19 protein-coding genes are annotated in these 25,356 nt (G+C 60.4%); 8 read left to right on the forward strand and 11 right to left on the reverse strand.

Annotated elements, in window-relative coordinates:
- Positions 1-168: 168 nt before the first annotated feature.
- The 3 genes from AOA60_RS08430 to AOA60_RS08440 all read right to left on the reverse strand — a co-directional run bounded on the left by AOA60_RS08430 (position 169) and on the right by AOA60_RS08440 (position 4,411).
- On the reverse strand, positions 169-1,734 hold the full coding sequence (locus tag AOA60_RS08430) for a PAS domain-containing methyl-accepting chemotaxis protein (RefSeq protein WP_099584022.1): 1,566 nt from the start codon (positions 1,732-1,734) through the stop codon (positions 169-171).
- A gap of 102 nt (positions 1,735-1,836) precedes the next feature.
- The gene (locus AOA60_RS08435) at positions 1,837-2,733 is read right to left on the reverse strand and encodes a DMT family transporter (RefSeq protein ID WP_099584023.1); all 897 of its coding nucleotides are present in this window, start codon (positions 2,731-2,733) and stop codon (positions 1,837-1,839) included.
- A 52-nt stretch (positions 2,734-2,785) separates the two neighbouring features.
- Positions 2,786-4,411: a methyl-accepting chemotaxis protein gene (locus AOA60_RS08440; RefSeq protein WP_099584024.1), complete on the reverse strand. Its 1,626-nt coding sequence runs from the start codon at positions 4,409-4,411 to the stop codon at positions 2,786-2,788.
- Positions 4,412-4,800: 389 nt separating this feature from the next.
- Here AOA60_RS08440 and aceK point away from each other — a divergent pair, with 389 nt between their 5' ends.
- A complete protein-coding gene (gene aceK / locus AOA60_RS08445) occupies positions 4,801-6,513 on the forward strand; it encodes a bifunctional isocitrate dehydrogenase kinase/phosphatase (protein WP_099584025.1) in 1,713 nt (570 codons plus the stop codon).
- Positions 6,514-6,565: 52 nt separating this feature from the next.
- Here the strand turns inward: aceK and AOA60_RS08450 are convergent, their stop codons facing one another.
- Together AOA60_RS08450 and AOA60_RS32215 are read right to left on the reverse strand one after the other, a co-directional pair.
- Entirely contained in the window at positions 6,566-8,422 is a 1,857-nt protein-coding gene (locus AOA60_RS08450; RefSeq protein ID WP_099584026.1) for a restriction endonuclease, read from the reverse strand.
- A 456-nt stretch (positions 8,423-8,878) separates the two neighbouring features.
- Positions 8,879-9,280 carry a hypothetical protein gene (locus tag AOA60_RS32215; protein ID WP_143522407.1) on the reverse strand — a complete coding sequence of 134 codons (402 nt, stop codon included), beginning with the start codon at positions 9,278-9,280 and terminating at the stop codon, positions 8,879-8,881.
- A gap of 618 nt (positions 9,281-9,898) precedes the next feature.
- Between AOA60_RS32215 and hrpA the strand changes: the two genes are divergently transcribed.
- From hrpA to AOA60_RS08470, 4 genes are all read left to right on the forward strand, one after another.
- Positions 9,899-13,810, forward strand: a complete 3,912-nt coding sequence (hrpA, locus tag AOA60_RS08455) for an ATP-dependent RNA helicase HrpA (RefSeq protein WP_099584027.1) — start codon at positions 9,899-9,901, stop codon at positions 13,808-13,810.
- A gap of 219 nt (positions 13,811-14,029) precedes the next feature.
- Positions 14,030-15,151 carry a beta-ketoacyl-ACP synthase III gene (locus AOA60_RS08460; RefSeq protein ID WP_099584028.1) on the forward strand — a complete coding sequence of 374 codons (1,122 nt, stop codon included), beginning with the start codon at positions 14,030-14,032 and terminating at the stop codon, positions 15,149-15,151.
- A gap of 16 nt (positions 15,152-15,167) precedes the next feature.
- Positions 15,168-15,782, forward strand: coding sequence for an RNA polymerase sigma factor (locus tag AOA60_RS08465; RefSeq protein ID WP_099584029.1), 615 nt, complete (start codon positions 15,168-15,170; stop codon positions 15,780-15,782).
- A complete protein-coding gene (locus AOA60_RS08470; RefSeq protein ID WP_032887702.1) occupies positions 15,776-16,009 on the forward strand; it encodes an anti-sigma factor in 234 nt (77 codons plus the stop codon). Before AOA60_RS08465 ends, AOA60_RS08470 begins: the two co-directional genes overlap by 7 nt.
- Before the next feature lie 120 nt (positions 16,010-16,129).
- On the opposite strand, the gene AOA60_RS08475 is transcribed toward AOA60_RS08470, so the two are convergent.
- Positions 16,130-17,476 (reverse strand): putative porin, encoded by a 1,347-nt coding sequence (locus AOA60_RS08475; protein WP_099584030.1) that lies wholly within the window; start codon positions 17,474-17,476, stop codon positions 16,130-16,132.
- A gap of 283 nt (positions 17,477-17,759) precedes the next feature.
- On the opposite strand from AOA60_RS08475, the gene AOA60_RS08480 reads away from it, so the two are divergent.
- Entirely contained in the window at positions 17,760-18,884 is a 1,125-nt protein-coding gene (locus AOA60_RS08480) for a GNAT family N-acetyltransferase (protein WP_099584031.1), read from the forward strand.
- Positions 18,885-19,016: 132 nt separating this feature from the next.
- On the opposite strand, the gene aqpZ is transcribed toward AOA60_RS08480, so the two are convergent.
- The 5 genes from aqpZ to AOA60_RS08505 form a co-directional block, all read right to left on the reverse strand.
- Positions 19,017-19,718 carry an aquaporin Z gene (gene aqpZ, locus AOA60_RS08485; protein ID WP_099584032.1) on the reverse strand — a complete coding sequence of 234 codons (702 nt, stop codon included), beginning with the start codon at positions 19,716-19,718 and terminating at the stop codon, positions 19,017-19,019.
- A gap of 139 nt (positions 19,719-19,857) precedes the next feature.
- Positions 19,858-21,690 (reverse strand): ABC transporter ATP-binding protein, encoded by a 1,833-nt coding sequence (locus AOA60_RS08490; RefSeq protein ID WP_099584033.1) that lies wholly within the window; start codon positions 21,688-21,690, stop codon positions 19,858-19,860.
- A gap of 82 nt (positions 21,691-21,772) precedes the next feature.
- Positions 21,773-22,336, reverse strand: a complete 564-nt coding sequence (locus AOA60_RS08495; protein WP_078825643.1) for a peptidylprolyl isomerase — start codon at positions 22,334-22,336, stop codon at positions 21,773-21,775.
- Between the two features lie 3 nt (positions 22,337-22,339).
- Positions 22,340-23,143 carry an alpha/beta fold hydrolase gene (locus AOA60_RS08500; protein WP_099584034.1) on the reverse strand — a complete coding sequence of 268 codons (804 nt, stop codon included), beginning with the start codon at positions 23,141-23,143 and terminating at the stop codon, positions 22,340-22,342.
- A gap of 14 nt (positions 23,144-23,157) precedes the next feature.
- Positions 23,158-24,081 (reverse strand): LysR family transcriptional regulator, encoded by a 924-nt coding sequence (locus AOA60_RS08505; protein WP_099584035.1) that lies wholly within the window; start codon positions 24,079-24,081, stop codon positions 23,158-23,160.
- Positions 24,082-24,130: 49 nt separating this feature from the next.
- Here AOA60_RS08505 and AOA60_RS08510 point away from each other — a divergent pair, with 49 nt between their 5' ends.
- Both AOA60_RS08510 and AOA60_RS08515 read left to right on the forward strand, forming a co-directional pair.
- Positions 24,131-24,445, forward strand: coding sequence for a 3-phosphoglycerate kinase (locus AOA60_RS08510; RefSeq protein WP_099584036.1), 315 nt, complete (start codon positions 24,131-24,133; stop codon positions 24,443-24,445).
- A gap of 151 nt (positions 24,446-24,596) precedes the next feature.
- Positions 24,597-25,199, forward strand: coding sequence for an FMN-dependent NADH-azoreductase (locus tag AOA60_RS08515; RefSeq protein WP_099584037.1), 603 nt, complete (start codon positions 24,597-24,599; stop codon positions 25,197-25,199).
- Positions 25,200-25,356: the final 157 nt, after the last annotated feature.

The following is a 25,356-nucleotide window of genomic DNA, read 5'->3' on the forward strand; positions in this document are numbered from 1 at the left end:
GCGCAGCCCAGCGCGGGACAAGCCCGCTCACCACAGAGTTATGTATAAGCCTTTGAGAGTTGTGTAGATAGCTATGCTTATCGGGGGCAAGCCCCCTCCCACATTTTGACCACATTCCAAAGTTGGAACTCGGTCCAATGTGGGAGGGGGCTTGCCCCCGATAGCGGTCTACCGGTTAAACCGCTCTACCAGCGAATACTGGGTATTGGCCGTATGCGTCAGCTCTTCACTCAACTGCGCCGAATTGAGCGCCTGCTCCGACGTCTGGTCCGCCAACAACGCAATCGTACTGATGTTGCGGCTGATCTCTTCAGCCACCGAGCTTTGCTCTTCAGTCGCTGCTGCAATCTGCGTCGTCATGTCAGTGATATGCGCCACCGCTTCGCTGATTCCCACCAACGCCTGATCCGCTTCCATCACCCGCGCCACACCTTCTTCAGCCTGGCGATGCCCGGCGTCCATGGTTTGCACGGCCGCGGCGGCGGTTTGTTGCAGCTTGGCGATCAGGGCATGAATCTGCCCGGTCGACTCGGCCGTACGCTGCGCCAGCTGGCGCACTTCGTCGGCCACCACGGCAAACCCTCGGCCCATCTCGCCGGCACGCGCCGCTTCGATGGCGGCGTTCAACGCCAACAGGTTGGTCTGGTCGGCAATGCCTTTGATCACGTCGACAACGCCGCCGATCTCGTCACTGTCCTTGGCCAGTTGGGTGACGGTCACGCCGGTCTCACCCACAGCCACCGACAGGCGCTGAATCGCCTCGCGGGTTTCCCCGGCGATGTCGCGGCCGCGACCGGTCAGGCGATTGGCTTCCTGGGTGGCATCAGCCGTGCGCTGCACATGGCTGGCGACTTCCTGGGTGGTCGCCGCCATCTGGTTGACCGCCGTGGCCACCTGCTCGGTTTCCACGCGCTGGCGTTCCAGGCCGCTGGAGCTGTTGTGCGCCAGGGTGTTGGACTGCGCCGCCTGCTCATTCAGATGCTCGGCAGTGTCCTGCAAGCGCGTAAGACAGGTCTTCAGACGTGCTTCCTGGCTGAGGATCGACATCTCCAACCGCGCCTGTGCGCCACGGCTGTCGGTGTACATCTGCGCGATCAACGGGTCGGAGGTGGTCTGCTCGGCCAGGCGGAGCAGACGCTTGAGGCCGCGCTGTTGCCAGCTCAGGCCCAGCAGGCCCAACGGCACCGACAACCCTGCCGCCAGGGCAAAGCCCCAGTGGGAATTGAGCGACGCACCGATCATGAAACTCAACTGGCTGACCAGGATAAACGGCAGCCAGTCCTGCAACACCGGCAGCCACTTGTCCCGCTGGGGAACGGCCGACTTGCCCTGGTTGATGCGTTGGTAGAGCGCTTCGGCCCGGCGGATCTGCTCGGCGGTGGGCTTGATGCGCACCGATTCGTAGCCGACCACCTGGTTGCCTTCGAAGACCGGCGTCACATAGGCGTTAACCCAGTAGTGATCGCCCGTCTTGCAGCGGTTCTTGACGATGCCCATCCATGGCAAGCCTTGTTTGAGCGTGGTCCACATATGCCCGAACACCGCCGCCGGCACATCCGGGTGACGCACCAGGTTGTGCGGCGCGCGCAGCAATTCTTCACGGGTGAACCCACTGATCTCGACGAAAGCGTCGTTGCAGTAGGTGATCACGCCTTTGGCATCTGTGGTTGAGATCAACCGTTGCTGAGCGGGGAAGGTACGTTCGCGCTGGGTAACGGGTTGGTTATTACGCATGGTTGTTCAATCCGCAAGGCTTTCAGGGGGTATCGGCCGGAACGGAGGTTTATTTAACTTATTTTTGCAACAATCAGCTGCCAGCACCCACATGAAACCTGTCTACAGCGCCCTAGCCAGCTTCCCCGGTCGCAGCACCAGCCACAACGCCCCCGCGATGAGCACCCCGCCATACACATGCGCCATGGACAACGGCTCATCCAACAGCAGCGCGCCCCATAGCACGCCAAACGGCGGAATCAGGAACGTCGTGGTCATCGATCTCACCGGCCCAATGGCGGTAAGCAAGCGGAAATACAACACGTACGCAAACGCCGTACACCCCAATCCCAACCCCAGCAACGACACCCACACCTGCCCGCCGCCCCAACTCGCAGGCGGATGGCTGATTGCGCTGTAGGCAAACAACGGCAACAGGAGCAACGTCGCGCCGAGCATGCTGCCCAAGGCCGACAGGCGACTGTCCAACCCACCCCGCTGGTCCAGCCAGCGCCGTGCGAGGAAACCGGCAAAGCCATAGCAGGTGGTGGCCAGCAGGCAGGCCACGGCGCCCATCAACAATTCCAGGTCAAACGCCACCGGTCCCGCACGGGTCAGCACACCAACGCCAAGCAGGCCCAGGCTGACCCCGGCGATTTTCGACGCGGTCAGGCGTTCGCTGAAGAACAGCCCGCCAATCAACACCCCCATCAACGGCGTGGTGGCGTTGAAGATCGCCGAGTAACCGGCCGGCAGCACTTGGGCGGCCACTGAATACAGGGTGGCCGGGATGCCGGAGTTGATCACACCCAGTAGCAGGACGGTTTTGAATTTGCCCTGGAAGTCCCACTTCACTCGCATCACCGCCAGCATTACGAGCAAGCCGACGGCGGCTATGGATACGCGAAAAAATGCGGTCGGGATGGGGCCGATTTCCGGCGCGATGATGCGCATGAACAGAAAGCTCGCGCCCCAGATGGCAGCCAGTCCCAGCAGGTAAAGGGTGTCGACAGGTCTCACGGAATATTCCTACATCAATCAGGCGGCGAGTGTTGCACGCCGCTTTGACTGATTACAGAACAAACCGCGTCACCAGCCCATTCAGGTCCACGGCCAGGCGCGACAGTTCCTGGCTGGCGGCCGAGGTCTGGGTCGCACCGGCGGCGGTCTGGGTGGACAGGTCGCGGATATTCACCAGGCTGCGGTCCACTTCACGGGCAACCAGCGCTTGCTGCTCGGCGGCGCTGGCGATTACCAGGTTGCGCTGGCTGATTTGTGAAATGGCCGCGGTGATTTTCTCCAGGGCGTTGCCCGCGCTGTTGGCCCGTTGCAGGGTCTGGCCGGCGTGATCGGCGCTGCTGTTCAGCGCTTCGACGGTATTTTGGGTGCCTTGCTGGATACCGCTGATCATTTGCTCGATTTCTTCGGTGGAGTCCTGGGTGCGCTGCGCGAGGGAGCGCACCTCATCGGCGACCACCGCAAAACCGCGCCCGGCTTCACCCGCACGCGCGGCTTCAATCGCCGCGTTGAGGGCCAGCAGGTTGGTTTGCCCGGCGATGCCACGGATCACTTCCAGCACCTTGCTGATGTCCTGGGCCTGCACCGCCAGGCCTTCGGCCTTGTTCGAGGCGCCGAGCACTTCGTCCACCAGGTTCTGGATCGAGCTGATGGTTTCGCTGATCTGGTAGTGACCGTGCTTGCTGTCTTCATCCGAGGCCTGGGACGCTTCGGCGCTGGACACCGCATTGCCCGCTACTTCGTCCACGGCCGCGCTCATCTGGGTGACGGCGGTGGCGGCCTGTTCGATTTCATCGTTCTGCGCCTGCAGGCCACGCGTGCTTTGCTCCATCACCGAACTCATCTCTTCAGCGGCCGAGGCCAGTTGCTGCGCCGACTCGCTGATGCCTCGAATGGTGGTCTGCAACTGCGTCTGCATGGTGGCCAGGGCACTGAGCAATTGGGCCGGTTCGTCATGGCCGCTGACGATAATCGGCTGGCTCAAGTCGCCGGCGGCGATGGTGCGCGCCACGGTCAGCGCCTGGCTGAGCGGCGCGGTGATGCTGCGGGTCAGCAGCCAGGCCAGCAGCAAGGTGGCGATCAGTGCAAACACAATGATCAGGCCGACCACCCATTGCGCGCTCGAATACATCTGTGCAGCGGAATCGGCGGCGGCTTCGACACCGTTCTGGTTGAAGACGATCAGCTTTTCCAGGCTCTGGCTGAGCAGCGTGCCTTGAGGGGCGAGACGGTTGTTGAGCAGGTCAATGGCGTCTTGCTGCTGATCCTTGTCGATCAAATCAACCATCTGGCTGACGATCGCCAGGTAGCCGGCCACGTCGGTTTTCACCTGCTTGAGCATCTCGCGCTCTTCGTCGTTGGTCAGCAGGGTTTCATGGTGATCCAACAGGGTTTGCAGGTCGCTGCGCTGGCGGGTGATCAGGTTTCTGCTCGTGTCGCGCACCCTTGATTCATCGGTGGTCACCAGGCGCAAGGCCTCCAGGCGGATGCTGGCCACGAAGGCGGCGCTGTCGTGGATATTCTCGATGCTCGGCATCCACGACCGTTCGATGACCAGCGCGCTTTCGCGCAGCTTGGCCATCTGCCCCAGGCCGAACAGCCCGACAATCACCAGCAAGCTGGCCAACACCCCAAAACTCAGACTGGCACGCAGACCGATCCTCATGTTCCTCAATGACATCTCAATGCTCCTTGTGCGATTAGAACCTGCTCCCGGATCGGTCTTTTGACCTTGTTAGGGTGGGAGAGGGCGCGCTATATATCAAAGTGCCACTACCGTGGTAATCGGGGTTTCCCTTAGTTGGATCCAATCCTTGAGGTGGAATCAGTAATGGAATCGGGTCTGCTATTTTTGCTGCCGGGGTGCCAAGCCCCGCCGTTAGCGGCTATTGGGCGAACGCAAGGCGACAACACGGTGTTTTTATTGACCGTATGGTCGAATTAAATAAATTGAAAACAAATGTACAAAGTCAGCGAAGGGGTACAACGCCGCGCAAAAATTCACCCTTCTCCTGCTTACGTACACTGGCTAAGCTCAGGGCTTCCCGATGCCCGTTCGAGGTTTCCCGCATGTCGCAACCCACGCCCGCCCTCGCGATTGCCCGCAAGATCCTCGACGGCTTCGACGATTACCGTGAGCACTTTCGCCAGATCACCGATGGCGCCCGCGAGCGGTTCGAGAAGGCCCAATGGCAGCAAGGCCAGGCCGCCTCGGCGGCGCGGATCAACCTCTATGAAGAGAAGGTGTTTGAGGTGATCGCAGGCCTGCACGCCCGCTTCGATGACGTGGACTTATTGGATATCGACCTGTGGCCTTTGGTGAAAAGCGCCTACATCAGCCTGATCGACCCGCGTTTCGACGATGAGCTGTCCGAGACCTGGTACAACTCGATCTTTTGCGGCCTGTTCAGCCACGACCTGATCAGCGACGGCTGCATGTTTATCCACACCACCCGGCCAAGCCTGCGCAAGGCGCGGGCCGCGCAGACCCGCACCTACCTGCCCGCCGGCAACATCGGTGAGATGCTCGCGCAGATGTTTGCCGACTACCGTTTCAGCGAACCCTATGCCGACCTGAACGCCGACCTGCAGCGCCTCGAAGCGCAACTGCGGGAAAGCCTGCCCGACTGGGTCTGCAAGGACCCGGACCTCAAGGTCGAGCTGTTTTCCTCGGTGCTCTACCGCAACAAAGGCGCCTATCTGGTAGGGCGCCTTTATACCCGCGACGAACAATGGCCCCTGGTGATCCCGTTGTTGCACCGCGAAGGGCAAGGCATCCAGATCGATGCGCTGATCACCGACGAAGCCGAGGTGTCGATCATCTTTTCGTTTACCCGTTCCTACTTCATGGTCGACGTGCCGGTGCCGGCGGAATTCATCGGCTTCCTCAAGCGCATCCTGCCGGGCAAGCACATCGCCGAGTTGTACACCTCCATCGGTTTCTACAAGCACGGTAAGTCGGAGTTCTACCGTGCGCTGATCAATCACCTGGCCACCACCGACGACCAGTTCATCATGGCCCCCGGCGTGCGCGGCATGGTCATGAGCGTGTTTACCCTGCCGGGCTTCAACACCGTGTTCAAGATCATCAAGGACCGCTTCTCGCCGTCGAAAAACGTCAACCGCGCCACGGTGATCGAGAAATACCGCCTGGTTAAAAGCGTCGACCGCGTCGGGCGCATGGCCGATACCCAGGAGTTCGCCGACTTCCGCTTCCCCTTGAGCAAGTTCGAGCCCGAGTGCCTGGCCGAGTTACTGGAAGTGGCCGCCGGCACGGTCGAAGTGGAAGGCGACACGGTGCTCATTCGCCACTGCTGGACCGAACGGCGCATGACCCCGCTCAATCTCTACCTGGAAAACGCCAACCCGGCCCAGGTGCGCGAAGCCCTGGAAGACTATGGACTGGCGATCAAACAACTGGCGGCGGCGAATATCTTTCCCGGCGACATGCTGCTGAAGAACTTCGGTGTTACCCGTCATGGTCGCGTGGTGTTTTACGACTACGACGAAATCTGCTACCTCACTGAAGCCAACTTCCGGCATATCCCGGCGCCGCGTACGCCCGAAGATGAGATGGCCTCCGAGCCCTGGTACTCCATCGGCCCGCTGGATGTGTTCCCGGAGGAGTTCCCGCCGTTCCTGTTTGCCGATGCCGGCCAGCGCAAGTTGTTTGATGAGCTGCATGGTGAGTTGTACAACGCCGACTATTGGAAGGGACTGCAAGAGGCGATTCGGGAGGGGAAGGTGATTGATGTGTTTCCGTATCGGCGCAAATCAGCTTAAGGGGCTGGATGTTTAGCGGGGCAACATACAACCGCTGCCCCAGAAAACCGGCTTATTTGAGCGCCCACTGGCGGCTGAGCGGGGTGTTTTCGGCGCCGTCGTCCAGGGCTTGCAGGTACGCTTCATAACCTTTCCTGACGGATGCAGGCATGCCGACGACTGGCGTATGCACCGGCGTCGTGCCTTCCGACTTTGCCTTGGCGATGAATGCATCGCTGCCAAGATGGCGCAGATTGATGACCTCATCAATGAAGCGGCCCGCTCTGGCATTGTCGATGTTGGGGTACCGGTCTGCGATACCTGCGCGCAGCATGGTGCGGTCGTCGGTGGTGTAATTGTTTTCGCCGTTGGCTACGTAAGCGGGAATCAGGCCTGATAGGGCGGCTGCAGAGCCTTTCACCGTGCCCAACTGAGGGGAAACGACCACGGAAGGCACTTGGTTCGAGACCTGGTTCTCTACTTCGCCAACGACGCCGCGAACACCTTTTTTCGTGCTCTGTTGCTGGAAATACTCGCGGGCCGCCAGATAGTCCGACACGTGGTTGCTTAAAACCTGCAGGGCTGACGCGTGCGCGGTCTGGGCCGGCCAGGCCTGTAACTGCGCCGTGATGGCAGGACTCTCTGCGCCTTGCATGATCAGGCGTGATAGCTCTTCACCGGCCTCTCCTGGTAGTTTTTCCAACTGCTGTAAAATACGATCAGCTGCATGATCCTGGTAGCTGTGCTGAACATTGGCGGCCAACTGCGCCACGGCGGCACCGACAATCAACAGGCCGCTGCTGCTGTTGCTGCCCCGGGTTTGCAGGCCCAGGACAGTCTTGAAAGGCTGGTCGCCATAGACTTGATCGTAGTCGTAGACGGGTTCGAGCTGATGCCGCAGATCGCCGAGTATGGCGCCGCTGCTTCCCGGCTTGTCGATATCCTGGCCAAGGGCATAGACGTAGTAGTCGGCATCCAGAACGCTATGAGGGGCCTGCGGGTCGCTGCCGGGCTTGCTATAGCTCAATTGTAAAGGCGCGCCATCAGGGCTCGGGTTCGGACGGATATCGAGCGCGTCCACGCAGACCAGATTGTCCTGGGCCACTTGCGGCGCAAATTTCAGTTGATGGCCGTCCAGTAGGACCGGCTTGGTACTGCGGATCAGCCAATTGACCTTTGCTCCCAGCTCTTTCGCACGCTCCACGGCATCAATGCCCGCGTTGGGGCCGTGCACCACCACATGTTTGCCTGCGAATTTTTCGGGGGTGCGGTCGGTGGCCCGCATGAACTCATCCAAGTCCATGACTTTGCCCTGCAAGGCCTCCTGCTTATGCAGACGAATATTACCCAAGCGTTTTTCTGCCTGGGTCTGCGTGCAGTCGGTTTTCAACAGGCTTGTATGCGGACCCGCTCCCATGCCCAATACCACTTGGCGGCTTTCTATGGCCTGGCCGTTGCCTAAGCTGATCCGGTAGAGGCCATTTTTCAAGCGGCTTATACCGGTTATCTGCTCCGGCACATGTTCCGCGCCTAACGCTTTCACGCGTTCCAGTTGCAACTGGTTACTTGCTGAAAATTCGCCCCGGTCGGCATAACCCGCATTGTAAGCAGGTACCGTTGAGCCCCATTGGTCGATAATTTCATGTTGATGGTTGATGTAGCCGAGACCGCGAACATTGGCCGACCAGGGATCTTCCTGGCCGATGATGCTGACTTTTCCCAGCAAGGGATTAGTGCGGCCGTCTGAGGAAACCCGCTGGTTTAATTCGTTGATCAGGTAGGCGACGCTGCTGCCCACGCCCACAACTGTCAGATCACGCACCCGTTGAGGGTTCAGTGGGGCGTCGGTGTTGCCAAGGGCTTGGGCGCCTATCGGCCTGTGTGACTGCTGCAAGGGTTGGGAAGCATACAAATTTTTTCCAAGAAGCATCGGGATAATCCTATTTTGAAAGGCCTCATCCGCAGGCGTAAGTACTCATCCTTGGTGCTGGGAATCACAGGGGTGCGAGGATCAACGCCTCATTAAAGCGATTTCTCCCGGAACAGCCGCAAGGATTGCTCTGAGTGAATTGAGGAATCTGCCGTCTTCCGACGTAAGAAAGTTCATCGCTGTGTCAGCTGGCGGTGAGCTTAACGAACACCCAAATTAAGGGCGGGGGTATCCGCCTGTTTTTAAGCGGACGCGATAGCCCTTAAATGCGAAGACGGGATGCCAGGCCGCTTATGTTGAAAGGCCTGTAGGACGTGATCCGCGCCGGTAAGTTCATCGATGTATTGTCTTGCCGGCGCAGGTGGGGCGGAGTTTCTTGAAACGCTAACTCATCGTGTATCAGTAGTTTAAAGGGCAGTCATTTACACGTTGACGCAAGTACTGGTCGACGTTGGTTTACCGCTTACCATCTACTATGCTTTTTAATACAATGTCACTCCAATTGCTCGCTCGGTTCCTGTCTGTCTCGTTGGGGGCCTTGCTCTGCGCGTTCGAAGTTTCCTTGTACAAGTCCTTCATGGAATCTTTATAGGATTGATCGATATTTTTGGTCGAGCCGCCCTTGCTTTCCAGTTCTAGTTTTCTTTGTAACAAGCCTATAGGCCTATCCAGGGAGCTTTGCTTGATGCTAGACGTAGGGAAGTCTGTGGGAAGCTTCTTAAGCGTCTCGATTGTTTTCCATGAGCTAGAAGAAGCCGATGCACCCTGTGGTGCTTGTTCTGGAGTGCGTTGGTGCTTTTCCGCAAAGGAATGACCATAACCACCCACGCGAGAAGAAGACATACGATCTATAGGCATAAAAACTCCGATTGGTAATGTTGGAGCGCGCTAAAAAATAGGCACTGCTAAAAATGAGTTGGCCCGTTCAGCGGCAGTATCAAAGACCGCTCATAAAGTTCATTCCCCGATTGGTCTGGCTCGTCGTGTGGTAGTTCGAGATCCGAGCGGCCGTCAAATTAGTTGCAGGCGCCGATGACGTCCGGTCGTTCGAAGTCGACGAGGATTTTTGCGTATAGGGTGGAGGGAATTCGTATTGCGGCGGCTGCAGCGATTCGCTTGAGCGTGGTTGCGCCCTCATGGCATCTGTGTAGCTCGGAAGTCTTGGTGTGGAAGTGGAGGAATCGATGGGCATATAACGCTCCGAGTTCAAGGTGGAATATTCTGACTGTCCAGATGAATCTGGACGGTGTATTTGAACTGCACATACCTAACCCAATACATCGGACTTCAGCTTTTAAAGAGTCGGAAAGGAGGCCTGTTTTTTGTAGGAGCAGTCGTTGTGATTCGGTTGCCAGCGCCGCTACCCGATGATGCAACGTCTCCAGTCGTGTCGAAATCTGCGACAATCGCTTCCATTCCATCGACTCATGCTGCGCAGGCCTCACCTGCCTCACCCAAAAGACCCTTGCCGCCCTGATGACTGACCAAGCGCCCGCTATCGACCAACTGCTCAAGAACCTCGATCACGCCATGCTCGCCGACCGCCACCGCTTGCGGCGGCAGTTGCTTGAGCTGCGCAAAAAGCCCGACGAGGAAAAACTGGCGCAGTGGGTCACGCGCATGCAGGCGTCCTGCGCCCAGGTCACGGCGCGGCGCGCCAGCCTGCCGGTGATTCGCTATGATGACAGCCTGCCGATTGCCGCCAAGCGCGACGAGATCAAAGACGCGCTGAACAAGCATCAGGTACTGATCATTGCCGGCGAAACCGGCTCGGGTAAAACCACCCAGTTGCCGAAGATCTGCCTGGAAATCGGCCGCGGCCAGTACGGTTTGATCGGCCACACTCAACCGCGCCGGATCGCGGCGCGCAGCGTGGCCAGTCGGGTTGCCGAAGAACTCGCCACGCCTTTGGGTGCGTTGGTCGGTTATCAGGTGCGGTTTGAAGACCAGAGCGATTCCAACACCCTGATCAAGCTGATGACCGACGGCATCCTGCTGGCGGAAACCCAGAACGACCGTTACCTGGAACGCTACGACACGATCATCGTCGACGAAGCCCACGAACGCAGCCTGAACATCGACTTCCTGCTCGGTTACCTGAAAACCCTGCTGCCACGTCGCCCCGACCTCAAAGTCATCATCACCTCGGCGACCATCGACCTGGAGCGCTTTTCCAAGCACTTCGACGATGCGCCGATTGTCGAGGTCTCGGGCCGCACGTTCCCGGTGGACACCTGGTACCGCCCGCTGACCCTGGAGCAGGACGAAGACGGCAACCGCGTCGAGGACGACCTGACCGTCGACCAGGCGATCCTCGCCACCCTTGATGAAATCGCCGCCTACGAGCGCAGCGAACGGCGCAGCCCCGGCGATGTACTGGTGTTTTTGCCGGGTGAGCGCGAGATCCGCGACGCCGCCGAGATGCTGCGCAAGGCCCAGCTCAAGCACACCGAAATCCTGCCGCTGTACGCGCGCCTGTCGCCAGCCGAGCAACAACGGATTTTCCAGTCCCATCCGGGCCGGCGCGTGGTGCTGGCGACCAACGTCGCGGAAACCTCGCTGACCGTGCCGGGCATTCGTTATGTGATCGACAGCGGCACCGCGCGCATCAGCCGCTACAGCTACCGCGCCAAGGTGCAGCGCCTGCCGATCGAGGCCATTTCCCAGGCCAGTGCCAACCAGCGTAAAGGCCGGTGCGGGCGAGTTGAGCCGGGCATCTGCATCCGGCTGTTCAGCGAAGAGGACTTTATCGGGCGCCCGGAGTTTACCGATCCGGAAATCCTGCGCACCAACCTCGCCGCCGTGATCCTGCAGATGCTGCACCTGCGCCTGGGTGAAATCACCGACTTCCCGTTTATCGAGCCGCCGGACGGCAAGGCGATCAGCGACGGCTTCAATCTGCTGCAAGAGTTGTCGGCAGTGGACCGCAACAGTCAACTGACGCCCTTGGGCCGCCAGTTGGCGCGTCTGCCGGTGGACCCGCGCATGGGCCGCATGTTGCTGGAGGCCGCCAAACTTGGCAGCTTGCAGGAAGTGCTCATCGTCGCCAGCGCCATGTCGATCCAGGATCCGCGTGAGCGCCCGCCGGAGCGCCAACAGGCCGCCGACCAGGCCCATGCCCAGTGGAAAGATCCGGACTCGGACTTCGCCGGGTTGGTCAATCTGTGGCGCGGCTTTGAAGAACAGCGCCAGGAACTGACCGCCAGCCCACTGCGCAATTGGTGCCGCAAGAACTTCCTCAACTACCTGCGCCTGCGCGAGTGGCGCGATTCCCATCGCCAGTTGAGCCTGATCTGTCGCGACATGCAGCTGACGATCAACAAAGAACCGGCGGATTTCCCGAAACTGCACAAAGCGGTGCTCTCCGGGCTGCTCAGCCAGATTGGCCAGAAAACCGAAGACGGCGATTACCTGGGGGCGCGCCAGCGGCGCTTCTGGATTCACCCGTCATCGGGCATCGGCAAGAAGCGTCCGCAATGGCTGATGACGGCCGAGCTGGTGGAAACCACCAAACTGTATGCGCGCATGGTCGCCAAGATCGACGCTGATTGGATCGAGCCGCTGGCCGGGCACCTGATCAAGAAAAATCACTTCGAACCGCATTGGGAGAAAAAGCGCGGCCAAGTGGTGGCGTTTGAGCAGATCACTCTGTTCGGGCTGATTGTGGTCGGGCGCCGGCCGGTGCATTACGGGCCGATTGACCCGGTGGTGTCCCGCGAGCTGTTTATCCGCGAGGGCCTGGTGCGCGGTGAGATCCAGTCCCGGGCCAAGTGCCTCACCGCCAACCAGCAACTGCTGGAACAACTCGACGAACTGGAGGCCAAGGCGCGCCGCCGCGACATCCTGGCCGACGAAGAAACCCTGTACGCCTTCTACGACGCACGCCTGCCAGCAGAGATCCACCAGACCGCGACCTTCGACAGTTGGTACAGGGTCAACAGCCAGAAAGACCCGCAGTTGCTGATCATGCGCGAAGAAGACGTGCTCGCCCGCGAGGCCAGTGAAGTCACTGCGACCCATTACCCGGACACCCTGCACCTGGGCGACCTGGAACTGGCCCTGAGTTATCACTTCGAACCCAACCACCCGCGTGATGGCGTGACCCTGCGCGTACCCGCGCCGCTGCTACCGGCCTTGCCGCCGGAGCGCCTGGAATGGCTGGTGCCGGGGGTGATAGAAGCCAAGTGCATCGCCCTGGTGCGCAACCTGCCGAAGGCGCTGCGCAAGAACTTCGTGCCGGTGCCGGACTTCGTCAAGGCCGCGCTGCAACGCATCGAATTTGGCCAGGGCTCGCTGCCCCAGGCGCTGGGGCGCGAACTGTTGCGCATGACGGGCGCGCGGGTCAGCGATGAGGCATGGGCCGAGTCGGCGCAACAGGTGGAGAACCACCTGAAGATGAACCTGGAAGTGGTCGACGGCCAAGGCAAGTTCCTCGGCGAAGGTCGCGACCTGGCCGAGCTGACCGCACGTTTTGCCGAAGCTAGCCAGGCTGCGTTGGCCGTGCCGCAAACAGCGAAAAGCCAGCAGCCGGTGGAAGCCAAGGTGTTCGCCGCCGTGGCCGAGAAGACCCAACAGAAGATCGCCGGGCTGTCGATGACGGTGTATCCGGCGCTGGTGGAAGAAAACGGTACGGTCAAGGAAGGCCGTTTCTCCACCGCCGCCGAGGCTGAGTTCGAGCATCGCCGCGCTTTGCAGCGCCTGCTGATGCAGCAACTGGCGGAACCGGCGAAATTCCTGCGCGGCAAGTTACCCGGTCTCACCGAGTTGGGGCTGATGTACCGCGAATTGGGGCGGATCGACGCGCTGGTGGAAGACATCCTGCTGGCCAGCCTCGACACCTGCGTGCTGGAAGGCGAAGCCAGCTTGCCGCGTGATGGCGCAGGCTTGGCCGCCTTGGCCGAACGCAAGCGCGGCAGTTGGACCGAGCACGCCGAACGCCAGGCGCGCTTGACCTTGGAAGTACTGAAGCTCTGGCATGGCTTGCAAAAACGCTTCAAAGGCAAGATCGACCTGGCCCAGGCGGTGGCCTTGAATGACATCAAGCAGCAATTGAGTAACCTGGTGTATCCGGGTTTTGTACGGGAAACCCCGGCGCAGTGGTTCAAGGAACTGCCGCGTTACCTCAAGGCCATCGAGTTGCGTCTTGAAAAACTGCCGAGCCAGGTGCAAAAAGACCGGGTGTGGAGCGGCGAGCTGAGTGGGCTATGGGCGCAGTACCAGAACCGCCTGAACAAACACGCCCAGGAAGGCAAGCGCGATCCTCAACTGGAGCTCTACCGCTGGTGGCTGGAGGAGTATCGGGTGTCGTTGTTTGCCCAGCAGTTGGGCACCAAGGTGCCGATTTCCGACAAGCGCCTGAGTAAGCAGTGGACGCTGGTCGAGGCCTGATTTCTGTCCCACATTTAAGCGGTGTTTGTCTGGAAGTGGCGCCAAATCCCTGGGTTTGTGGCAAACTTCGCGCCCATAAATGCCGGGATTGTCGTGAAGTACTGCGACGCGATGGAATAAAGCGATGCCAGTTTGATGTCCGCTGGACGGAATAAAACTACTTAAAGTTTGGTACGACGGTACCAATATCTTCTGCCTGACAGATTTAGAGGAACGACCGTGCATAACGTCGTCATCAGCGGCACTGGCCTTTACACCCCTGCCAACAGCATCTCCAACGAAGAGCTGGTGCAGTCTTTCAATACCTACGTGCAGCAGTTCAACGCTGACAACGCCGCTGCCATCGAGCGCGGCGAGGTGCAGGCGCTGACTGAGTCCAGCGCGGCCTTTATCGAAAAGGCGTCCGGCATCAAGAGCCGCTTCGTGATGGACAAAGACGGCATTCTCGACCCGCAGCGCATGGCCCCACGCCTGCCTGAGCGCAGCAACGACGAATGGTCGGTGCTCTGCCAGATGGCTGTCGGCGCCGCTGAACAAGCCTTGAAGCGCGCCGGCAGGACCGCCGCCGACATCGACGGCGTGATCGTCGCCTGCTCCAACCTGCAGCGCGCCTACCCGGCCATCGCCATCGAAGTCCAGGAAGCCCTCGGTATCGCAGGCTTTGGTTTCGACATGAACGTGGCGTGCTCTTCAGCCACCTTCGGCATCCAGAACGCCGCCAACAGCATCCAACTGGGCCAGGCGCGGGCGATCCTGATGGTCAACCCGGAGGTCTGCACCGGCCACCTGAACTTCCGCGACCGCGACAGTCACTTCATCTTCGGTGATGCCGCGACGGCTGTGGTCCTGGAGCGTGCCGACCTGGCAACGTCCGAGCACCAGTTCGACGTGGTCAGCACCAAGCTGTTGACCAAGTTCTCCAACACCATCCGCAATAACTTCGGCTTCCTCAACCGTGCGGCAGAAGAGGGCATTGGCGCCCCCGACAAATTGTTCGTGCAGGAAGGCCGCAAAGTCTTTCGCGACGTGTGCCCGATGGTGGCCGAACTGATCGGCGTGCACCTGGAAGAAAACCAGTTGAACGTGGCCGATGTGAAACGCTTCTGGCTGCACCAGGCCAACCTGAGCATGAACCACCTGATCGTGAAGAAACTGCTCGGCCGCGAAGCCACGGTGGAAGAAGCCCCGGTGATCCTCGATACTTACGCCAATACCAGCTCCGCAGGCTCGGTGATCGCGTTTCACACGTACCAGGATGATCTGCCCAAGGGCTCCGTCGCGGTACTCAGTTCGTTTGGCGCGGGCTATTCGATCGGCAGCGTGATCCTGCGCAAGCGCTAAGACAATCGAGGTCTAAATGGCAGCAGCGGACGACACGCACCTGCTTGAACGGCTGCTCAAGGGCGAGCAACAGGCCTATAAGGAATTGGTCAGCACCTACCAGAGCGCCATGCGCGCGGTGGCTTATGCGATCGTTGGCCAGCGCCATGCCGATGAGGTGGTGCAGGACGCCTGGCTGTCGGTGGTCCGCAACGTCGCCAGGTTTGAAGGGCGCTCCAGCCTCAAGACCTGGCTACTGACCATCACCGCCAACGCCGCCAAGGGGCGCTACAAGCAAAATCGTCGCGAGGTGTTGCTCGACGATTTGCCTTCGCCCCACGGCACCATCGGCGATGAGCGCTTTACCCCCGACGACGGCCACTGGGCAGTCGCCCCGTTTGCCTGGCATCAGGACACCCCGGAAGCCTTGCTGACCGAGGATGAGCTGCGCGAATGCCTGGAGCATACGTTGCTGAGTTTGTCGCAGTTGCAAAGCAGCGTGCTGGTGCTGCGTGAACGCCAGGGCCTGGAGTTGGAAGAGATTTGTAATCTCCTGACACTCTCTCTGTCCAATGTTCGTGTGCTGTTGCATCGAGCACGGCTTAAAGTCTTCGCCACGGTGGAGCATTTTGAGGAAACGGGCGAATGTTGACCTGTAAAGAACAAGTGGCACGTTCCAGTGACTATCTCGATGGGCAATTGACCTTTCGCGAACGCTTGCTGGTGCGTCATCACTTGATGTTCTGCCCGAACTGCCGCCGGTTTATCCGTCAGATGCGCCTGATGCAGGCGACGCTGAAGATCATGCCGGATGAGCCGGTGAAGGATGTGGATGCCTTGGCGCAGCGGCTGGCTGCCGAGCGGCTCAAGGATCAATAAAGGCGGGGTGGAAGCAGGCTCGCGTGGCTGGATCGAACGGATGATGGGGACCGATCTCGCCACGCAAGGCTGTTGCAGCTACCTCGGGCCGTCCTGGCCCAAGGCGTATTACACGTACTATCAGAACTTGGCTTCTGCATCCAACTGCAGGGTATTGGCGTTGGCATCGCGGTAACCCGCGACGCTGGCGTAATCCGCCTTGGTCAGGAAGTACGTCGCGCCGATGGCGAAGTTCTTGTCGATGTCGTAACCGACCTTGAACTTGTGACCCCGTGCACCGGTGAAGCCGCCGGCGAAGTCCGAGTCGGTGAGGGCACCGACCACTGCGTAGCGCTGTACGTCGCGGTAGTTGTAGTCCAGGTTCAGGCCAAATACCTTGGACTTGGCACCCAACAGCCAGGCGGTGTCCTGGTCTTTATCCGTGGCTTTGGTGTTTTGCACGTACTGGCCGTAGAACGATAGCGGTACGGCCAGGCCGCCGATATCCACTTGGCTGAAGCCTTCGTACAGACGGTACTCGCTGGCATTGCCTGCGGTGGTGTTGGCGACCGTTTCGGCTGGGGTCAGGCAAGCGGTCGAACCAGCGGTCGGGCAGCGGCTGTCTTCGTCATTCTGGAAAGCGTACACACTGCCGCCCAGGGTCAGCTTCAGGTTGTCGGTCAGGGCGAAACGCGAGCCCAACTGGCCTGCGGTCATGCGCAGGTCATTGCGAAATTGCACGCCGTCGCCATTGACGTTGTCTTTGAGGTTGTAGTTACCCAGGCTGCCGAACAGCTCGGCGCTGCTCCCCAATGGGTATTTGTAGGTCAGGGCCAGGCCTTCCGGGTTGATATCGCTATCCCAGATCACGTCGCCCATGCTCACCCACGGTTGCAGCATCTTGCCGCCGATCACGTGCAGGTTTTTGATCTGGTCCGGGTGGTAGTCGATGTAGCCCAGGTCCAGCCAGATCGACTTCTTGTTGAAGTAGCCATCCAGGTCCTGGTTGGTGGAGCGGGCGTCGTCGCTGCTGCCGGTCGCAATACGGATGCCGGTGTCCACTTGTGGGTTGATTTCGGTGTAGGCGCCCAGACGCGCACGGATGCGCTCACGGTCCTTGTCCTTGCCGCCATTGTTAGGGGTGCCATCAATCTTGACGGTCTCGTGGCGGAAACGCACATCACCCTTGAACTGAGTCTTGGCGGCCCACGCCAGCTTCTGGTCGAAGCTGCTCAGCTCGTTGGTTTTCTTCGCGGTGGCCGCGATCTGTTCGTTGGTCTCTTGTTGAGCTTGCCGGGCGATCTGCTGTTCTTTCTGGTCTTTGGCCAACTCGCTTTGCAATTCGGTGTACTGCGAAGCGGTGATCTGGCCGTTGGCCTTGAGCATGTCGAGCAATTTAGCGTCGACTGCAGCGCTGGCCGGAACGCTCAGGGCCAGTAACAGGCCGCCGCACAGGGCCGCCGCAGTTTTAGTGGAAGCAAGACGCATATCAATCTCCGAAAGTGAGGAGGGATGGCAAACCATCCAGGACACAACCGACCGATGACGGACGGAAAAATAGCCACCCGGTAGAACCAGGCGCTCTAAAAACAGGCGTCAGTATCGCGATGGTTTATGACGCAACGGTGGCTAAGTGATGTCATCTAGATGACAAGTGCGTGGGGATCGGAACTATTGCTTTAGCGCCTTGTCGGGCGATTTGAGGGTGTGCTGGGGGCGGCGATAAGCGATACTCGCGAGGCTTTTACGCCCTGATGCAGTGAGGATGCCGATGCCGTTGCAACGCCTGCAAAGCTTGTCCGAAATAGCCCCGCAGACCTGGGACGCCTTGGTGCCGCAGGCCCAACCGTTCGTGCGGCATGCGTTCCTGAGCGCGCTGGAGGACAGTGGCAGCGTCGGCCCGCACTCGGGCTGGCAGCCTGAGCATTTGCTGCACTGGGAAGGTGATCGGCTGGTGGCGGCACTGCCCGGTTATCGCAAGTGGCATTCCTACGGCGAGTACGTGTTCGATCACGGTTGGGCCGATGCCTGCCAGCGGGCGGGTATCGAGTATTACCCCAAGTTGCTGACGGCCGTACCGTTCAGCCCGGTCAGCGGCCCGCGCCTGTTGGCGGCCAATGCCGAAGACGGTTTTGAATTGCTCAACAGCCTGCCGGGCTACCTGGAAATCGAAGGGCTCTCCAGTGCGCATATCAACTTCACCGACACCTTGGCCGACGAGGCCTTGGCCCGGCAGGCGGGCTGGATGCAACGGCTGGGCTGCCAGTTTCATTGGCAGAACCGTGGCTACCGCGACTTCCAGGACTTCCTCGACGCCCTGAGTTCACGCAAGCGCAAGCAGATGCGCAAAGAGCGTGAGCAAGTGGCGGGGCAGGGCATCGATTTCGAATGGCTGCAAGGCCATGAACTGAGCGAAGCGCAGTGGGATTTCGTCTACGCCTGCTACGCCAATACCTACGCAGTACGCCGCCAATCACCCTACTTGACCCGCGCGTTTTTCAGCCTGCTGGCCGAACGCATGCCCGAGGCGATCCGCGTCGTGCTGGCCAAGCAAGGCACGCGGCCGGTGGCCATGGCGTTCAGCCTGATCGGTGGCGACAGCTTCTACGGTCGCTACTGGGGTTGCCTGGCGGAATTCGACCGCCTGCATTTCGAAACCTGTTTCTACCAGGGCATGGACTACGCCATCGCCCAAGGCCTGCAACATTTCGACGCCGGCGCGCAGGGCGAGCATAAATTGATTCGCGGGTTTGAGCCGGTGATCACTCGTTCCTGGCACTACTTGCGCCATCCGGGGCTGAAGAATGCCGTGGAGGATTTCCTGGAACGTGAGCGGGTTGGGATCCTGGCGTACGCCGAAGAGGCAAGGGCAGCGCTGCCGTATCGACAAGCCTGAACAGCGCCTGATGGGCAACCGCAAGTTTCGGGTCGTAGCAGCTGTCGAGCGCAAGCGAGGCTGCGTTTACGGTTTGCCTGACACACCGCAACGCAGCCTCGCTTGCGCTCGGCAGCTACGACTCGGGACGTTTCAGGCCGGGTCCTCCTGGCCCACCCATCGATAGACAAAACCGCCCACCACCGCACCGAGGATCGGCGCGAGCCAGAACATCCACAGTTGCTGGATCGCCCACCCGCCCACGATCAGCGCCGGGCCGGTACTGCGGGCCGGGTTGACCGAGGTGTTGGTCACGGGAATGGAGATCAGGTGGATCAGGGTGAGCGCCAGTCCGATGGCGATGGGTGCGAGGCCCTTCGGGGCGCGGTGATCGGTGGCGCCGAGGATGATCAGCACGAACATGGCCGTCATCACCAGTTCGCAGACCAACCCCGCCGCCATCGAATAACCCCCCGGCGAATGCTCGCCATAGCCGTTGGAGGCCAACCCGCCGGCCAGTTCAAAGCCCGGCTTGCCGCTGGCGATGAAGTACAACAAGGCGGCCGCGACGACGCCACCGATGACCTGAGCCACGATGTACGCCGGCAACTCCTTGGCGGGAAACCTCCCACCGACCACCAACCCCACCGATACCGCCGGGTTGAGATGGCAACCGCTGATATGCCCGATGGCAAACGCCATGGTCAGCACCGTGAGCCCGAACGCCAGGGACACGCCCAACAACCCGATCCCGACAGCAGGAAACGCGGCGGCCAACACCGCACTCCCGCAACCGCCCAACACCAGCCAAAACGTACCCAGCCCCTCTGTGACTGAACGCTTGAACAAAGACATGCCGCACGTCCTTGATAGATCGCTCTACCGAATCCGTAAATCAGTGATGCTCCCTGCAGATTTACTTCAGCGCCCGTCTGGGCACTGCACTGAGTACAGCAGGGTTTTTACACAAATCCAGGCGACCAATGTGAGGGCCTCAGTCGATGCCGACGAACCCACCTGTCTGGTGCTGCCACAACCGCGCATACAGGCCCTTATGGGCCAGCAACTCAGCATGGCTGCCGCTTTCGGCAATCTGGCCTTTCTCCAGCACCACCAGGCGATCCATCCGCGCAATCGTCGATAACCGGTGGGCGATCGCGATCACCGTCTTGCCCTTCATCAGGGTTTCCAGGCTTTCCTGGATTGCGGCTTCCACTTCCGAATCCAGGGCCGAAGTCGCCTCGTCCATGATCAGGATCGGCGCATCCTTGAGCAGCACGCGGGCGATGGCGATACGCTGACGCTGACCACCGGAGAGTTTCACTCCGCGTTCGCCCACGTGGGCGTCCAGCCCGGTACGGCCTTCGGCGTCCGACAGCAGCGGGATGAACTCATCGGCGCGGGCCTTGTGGATGGCGGCCCAGAGTTCTTCGTCGGTGGCGTCGGGCTTGCCGTAGAGCAGGTTGTCACGGATCGAGCGGTGCAACAGCGAGGTGTCCTGGGTGATCATGCCGATCTGTGCGCGCAGGGATTCCTGAGCCACTTCGGCGATGTCCTGGCCGTCGATCAGGATACGCCCGCCCTGCAGGTCGTACAGGCGCAGCAGCAGGTTGACGAGGGTCGACTTGCCCGCACCGGACGGGCCGATCAGGCCGATCTTTTCACCGGCCTTGATCTCAAGGTTCAGGCCGCCAATGATCCCGCTCTGTTTGCCGTAGTGAAAATCCACCTGTTCAAAGCGTACTTCGCCACGGGGCACTGTCAGGCGTGGGGCGTTGGCGCGGTCGATCACCGCCAATGGTTGCGCGATGGTCTTGAGACCGTCCTGCACCATGCCGATGTTTTCGAAAATCCCGTTGACCACCCACATGATCCAGCCGGACATGTTGACGATGCGGATCACCAGACCGGTGGCCAGGGCAATCGCGCCCACGGAAATCAGCGAATGGGTCCACAACCACAAGGCCAGGCCCGTGGTAGTGACAATCAGCAGACCGTTCATGGTGGTGATCACGATGTCCATGCTGGTCACCACGCGGCTGGCCAGTTGGGTTTTTTCGGTCTGCTCGATGATCGCTTCCTTGGCGTACTCCTGTTCGGACTGGGTATGGGCGAACAGCTTCAAGGTGGTGATGTTGGTATAGCCGTCGACGATGCGGCCCATGAGTTTGGAGCGCGCCTCGGAGGAAATCACCGAGCGCTCCTTCACCCGTGGCACGAAGTAGCGCAGCGCCAGGCTGTAGGCGATGATCCAGGTCACCAGCGGGATCATCAGGCGCCAGTCGGCTTCGGCGAACAGCACCAGCGAGCTGATGGCGTAGATCGCCACGTGCCAGATGGCATCCACCGCCGCCACGGCGGAGTCGCGCAGGGAGTTGCCGGTCTGCATGATGCGCTGGGCGATGCGCCCGGCGAAGTCGTTCTGGAAGAAATTCAGGCTCTGTTTGAGCACGTAGCTGTGGTTCTGCCAGCGGATCAGGCTGGTCATGCCGGGGCTGATGGTCTGGTGCACCAGCAGGTCGTGCAGGGCGCCGAAGATCGGGCGCAGCAGCAGCGCGACCACGGCCATCCAGATCAACTCGGTGCTGTGCACCTGGAAGAAGTCGGCGGGTGGCGTGCCTTGGGCCAGGTCGATGATGCGGCTCAGGTAGCTGAACAGCGCGACTTCGATCAACGCGCCGATCAGGCCCACCACCAGCAGCGCGGCAAAGTGCGGCCACACCTGGCGTAGGTAGTAGAGGTAGAAGGGCAGGACTTTATCGGGAGGGGCTTCGCTGGGCGCGTCGCGGAAAATATCGATCAGTTGTTCAAAACGACGATAGAGCATTAGGGTTGACGCCCGCCGGGCGGGCTCTCCTTTCAAATGCGCCCGCGGCCTTATGGGCCGCGTGCGGAGTTTCCTGCAGACCTCAGTCGATGCGCTTGGCCGACTTGATCAGGACAGGATCGATTGGCACGTTCTGCATGCCCTGCTTGGTGGTGGTCTGGGAGTTGACGATGATGTCGACCACGTCCATGCCCTTGACCACTTTGGCGAACACGGCGTAGCCGGCATCGCGACCTGGATCGAGGAAGGCATTGTCAGCCACGTTGATAAAGAACTGGCTGGTGGCCGAGTCCGGGTTCGAGGTGCGGGCCATCGACAGCGTGCCGCGTACGTTATGCAGACCGTTGCTGGCTTCGTTCTTGATCGGTGCTTCGGTCGGCTTTTGCGACATCTGCTGGGTGAACCCGCCGCCCTGGACCATAAAGCCCGGGATCACACGGTGGAAAATCGTGTTGGTGTAGAAGCCCTTGTCGACATAGGCCAGGAAGTTCTTGGTACTGATCGGCGCCTTGACCGGGTCCAGTTCGATTTCAATGTCGCCGTTGGTGGTGGAGATCAGTACGTGAGGCGCCTTGGCGGGTTCAGCCGCCATCAGGTTGGCAGCGAACAGAACGGAACCGGCAAAGAAGGCGATTTTTTTCAGCATGGGTCAGTGATCCTGGGTAGTGGTTTCGACTGTCTTTAGAAAATCGAGCAGGGTGGCGTTAAAGACTTCGGGTTGATCCAAAGGCGTGGCATGGCGGGAATCCTCGATCACCACCAGTCGCGCATCGGGTAGCAGTTTTACATAGTTTTCCTTGTGCGCCACGGGGGTGTAGTCGTGGTCGGCACTGATGACCAGGGTTGGACAGGCAATCCGCGAAAGCCGTTCCTGCACGCCCCAGCCCACAATCGCATCGAAGCTGGCGAGATAAGCACGTTTGTCGTTTTTTGCCCAGCGTTCGGCCATCTTGCGGCGCAGGTCGGCCTGCTCGGGCTTGGGGAACAGTCGGTCGCCCAGGCCCCTGCCGATGGTGGCCAGGCTGAGCACGCGGGCGAGGGTCCAACGCTGGGCCCACCACCAGTATTCATGGGGGCGGCGCACCTTGACTTCGGGTGCGCTGTTGACGATACAGAGGCTCTTGACCCGGTCGGGCTCGTCCACCGCCAGTTGGAAGGCGATCATGCCGCCCATGGACAGGCCCACCACATGGGCGGGCGGCAGGCTCAGGTGTTCGAACAGTGCCACCAGGTCATGGGTGAAACCCTGGATGCTGTAGCGCTCGCGGGGTTTGTCGGAGCGACCATGCCCGCGTACGTCCACCACGATCAGGCGGTAGTGCCTGGCCAGTACCGGAATCTGCAATTCCCAATCCTGGCTGCTGGAGCCCAGGCCATGGATCAGTACCAGCGGTGTGCCGTGGCCGTATTCCTCGTAGTGCAGGCTGCAGCCTTCGTGGTCGAACCAGGCCATGGATGAACTCCGTTTCAGGCTTGTTGGGGGGCGGCGAAAGGCGCATCCAGAGGCGCCGTGTCAAACGTGCGCAGTAACTCCACGAGGATCTGCGTTGCCGGCCCCAGGGGTTTGTCCTTGTTCGAGTACAGGTAAAACGTGGGGTGGCGGCTGCCGCCCTGTTCCAAGGGTAGCTGCTTGAGCACGCCTTCGGCGAGTTCGCGCACGATCATGTGCCGCGGCAACCACGCAAAGCCCAGGCCGCTGCCGACGAAGGCTGCGGCGGTGGCCAGGCTGCCGACAGTCCAGCGCTGTTCGGCGCCGAGCCAGCCCACATCGCGAGGCTGCTGGCGACCGGAGTCGCGGATCACCACTTGCATCTGGCTTTCCAGGTCCTGGAAGCTCAGTTCACGGTTCATGCGGTGCAAGGGGTGTTCGGGGTGGGCCACGGCGACGAATTCCACGTCGCTCATTTCCGTGCCGAGGTAACCGGGAATGCTGAAGCCGCAAATCGCCAGGTCGGCCACGCCTTCCATCAGCAGTTCCTCGACGCCGGACAACACCTCTTCGCGCAGGCGCACGCGGCAGCCACGGCTCTGCGGCATAAAGGCGGTGAGGGCGCGGACCAGGCGCGCGTTGGGGTAGGCAGCGTCCACCACCAGCCGCACTTCGGCTTCCCAGCCCTGTTCCATATGGTGGGCGAGGTCTTCCAGCTGGCTGGCGTTTTTCACCAGTTGCCGCGAGCGGCGCAACAGCACTTCACCGGCATCGGTGAGCACGGCCTTGCGCCCGTCGATGCGCAGCAACGGCACGCCCAGCTGGTCTTGCATACGGGCCACGGTGTAGCTCACCGAGGATTGCGAACGGTGCAGGGCTTCGGCCGCCTGGGCGAAGCCGCCATGGTCGACCACGGCTTGCAGCGTGCGCCATTGATCGAGGGTAACGCGGGGCGCTTTCAAGATGGGTTCCTCTTGTCCTAAGCTGGCAGTCCTTATTGGAGACTGCCGAATGAGAAAATTCTGTTGTGTGTTGCTGGCGCTGCTGCCGATGAGCGCGTTTGCCTACCCCACCGACGTCACCAAAAAGATTGACGGTGTCAGCATTGATTACACGGCGACTGACGTCGACAAGGACATCAGTTCGATTCAGCTCAATAACTACGGCACCACTGATGCGGTGTGTTCAGTAATCTTCACCAACGGCCCGGAGTCGCCACGTCGGCGCACGGTCACCGTGCCTGCGGGCAAAAGCACCAACACTACGGTCAAGTTCAACCGCGCCATTATCAAGATGCGTATCGCATTGACCTGCGCGCCTAAATAAAGCGGCAGCGGAGCATGTCCACAGGAATACTCCGCTTATCAACAGATTTCTAGATGGGTTATAGCAGTTTTTTGCGCTTTTTAATCGAATGAGCCCTGGTTAATCTTTTCTCCATCGACTTACAGCAATTACAGATGGAGCCTACGAAGCCATGTCCAACGTTCTGATCATCGAAAGCAGTGCTCGCCAGCAGGACTCTATCTCCCGCCTATTGACCCAGCAGTTCATCAGTCAATGGCAAGCCGCCCACCCGGCGGACCGGATCACCGTGCGTGACGTGGCCCTCAACCCGGTTCCGCACCTGGACGCCAACCTCCTGGGCGGTTGGATGAAGCCTGCTGATCAGCGCAACGACAGCGAGCAGGTATCCCTCGATCGCTCCAACGAACTGACCGACGAATTGCTGGCCGCCGACGTGCTGGTGATGGCTGCGCCGATGTACAACTTCGCCATCCCCAGCACCCTCAAGGCCTGGCTGGATCACGTGTTGCGCGCTGGTGTGACCTTCAAGTACACCCCCACCGGGCCTCAGGGTCTGTTGACCGGTAAGCGTGCCATCGTCCTGACCGCACGCGGCGGCATCCACAGCGGCGCCAGCTCCGATCACCAGGAACCGTACCTGCGCCAGGTGATGGCCTTTATCGGGATTCATGACGTCACTTTCATTCACGCGGAAGGAGTGAACCTGAGCGGTGACTTCCATGAAAAGGGCGTCAACCACGCCAAGGCCCAGTTGGTACAGCTCGTGGCATGAGCCGCTTGATCCTTTAATCGTCAGATAATCGCGCGGTGTTTATATCGCTCCACGCAAACCCTTCAAGTACGCGTACGAACCTCCCTTTGCACTTGTTGCTCCTAAGTGCTCCTGCCCGACTGACGCTTTAGCGAGGTCGGGTTTTTTTTGCCCTGAG

The sequence above is a fragment of the Pseudomonas sp. 2822-17 genome, from assembly GCF_002742485.1.
Lineage (GTDB): Bacteria > Pseudomonadota > Gammaproteobacteria > Pseudomonadales > Pseudomonadaceae > Aquipseudomonas > Aquipseudomonas cyclaminis.

Excerpts from the sequence above, each read along its gene's own strand:
- AOA60_RS08430 (WP_099584022.1), bottom strand. The coding sequence starts at position 1,734 with ATGCGTAATAACCAACCCGTTACCCAGCGCGAACGTACCTTCCCCGCT.
- AOA60_RS08440 (WP_099584024.1), bottom strand. The coding sequence starts at position 4,411 with ATGTCATTGAGGAACATGAGGATCGGTCTGCGTGCCAGTCTGAGTTTT.
- aceK (WP_099584025.1), top strand. The coding sequence starts at position 4,801 with ATGTCGCAACCCACGCCCGCCCTCGCGATTGCCCGCAAGATCCTCGAC.
- AOA60_RS08450 (WP_099584026.1), bottom strand. The coding sequence starts at position 8,422 with ATGCTTCTTGGAAAAAATTTGTATGCTTCCCAACCCTTGCAGCAGTCA.
- AOA60_RS32215 (WP_143522407.1), bottom strand. The coding sequence starts at position 9,280 with ATGCCTATAGATCGTATGTCTTCTTCTCGCGTGGGTGGTTATGGTCAT.
- hrpA (WP_099584027.1), top strand. The coding sequence starts at position 9,899 with ATGACTGACCAAGCGCCCGCTATCGACCAACTGCTCAAGAACCTCGAT.
- AOA60_RS08465 (WP_099584029.1), top strand. The coding sequence starts at position 15,168 with ATGGCAGCAGCGGACGACACGCACCTGCTTGAACGGCTGCTCAAGGGC.
- AOA60_RS08470 (WP_032887702.1), top strand. The coding sequence starts at position 15,776 with ATGTTGACCTGTAAAGAACAAGTGGCACGTTCCAGTGACTATCTCGAT.
- AOA60_RS08475 (WP_099584030.1), bottom strand. The coding sequence starts at position 17,476 with ATGCGTCTTGCTTCCACTAAAACTGCGGCGGCCCTGTGCGGCGGCCTG.
- AOA60_RS08480 (WP_099584031.1), top strand. The coding sequence starts at position 17,760 with ATGCCGTTGCAACGCCTGCAAAGCTTGTCCGAAATAGCCCCGCAGACC.
- aqpZ (WP_099584032.1), bottom strand. The coding sequence starts at position 19,718 with ATGTCTTTGTTCAAGCGTTCAGTCACAGAGGGGCTGGGTACGTTTTGG.
- AOA60_RS08490 (WP_099584033.1), bottom strand. The coding sequence starts at position 21,690 with ATGCTCTATCGTCGTTTTGAACAACTGATCGATATTTTCCGCGACGCG.
- AOA60_RS08495 (WP_078825643.1), bottom strand. The coding sequence starts at position 22,336 with ATGCTGAAAAAAATCGCCTTCTTTGCCGGTTCCGTTCTGTTCGCTGCC.
- AOA60_RS08500 (WP_099584034.1), bottom strand. The coding sequence starts at position 23,143 with ATGGCCTGGTTCGACCACGAAGGCTGCAGCCTGCACTACGAGGAATAC.
- AOA60_RS08510 (WP_099584036.1), top strand. The coding sequence starts at position 24,131 with ATGAGAAAATTCTGTTGTGTGTTGCTGGCGCTGCTGCCGATGAGCGCG.
- AOA60_RS08515 (WP_099584037.1), top strand. The coding sequence starts at position 24,597 with ATGTCCAACGTTCTGATCATCGAAAGCAGTGCTCGCCAGCAGGACTCT.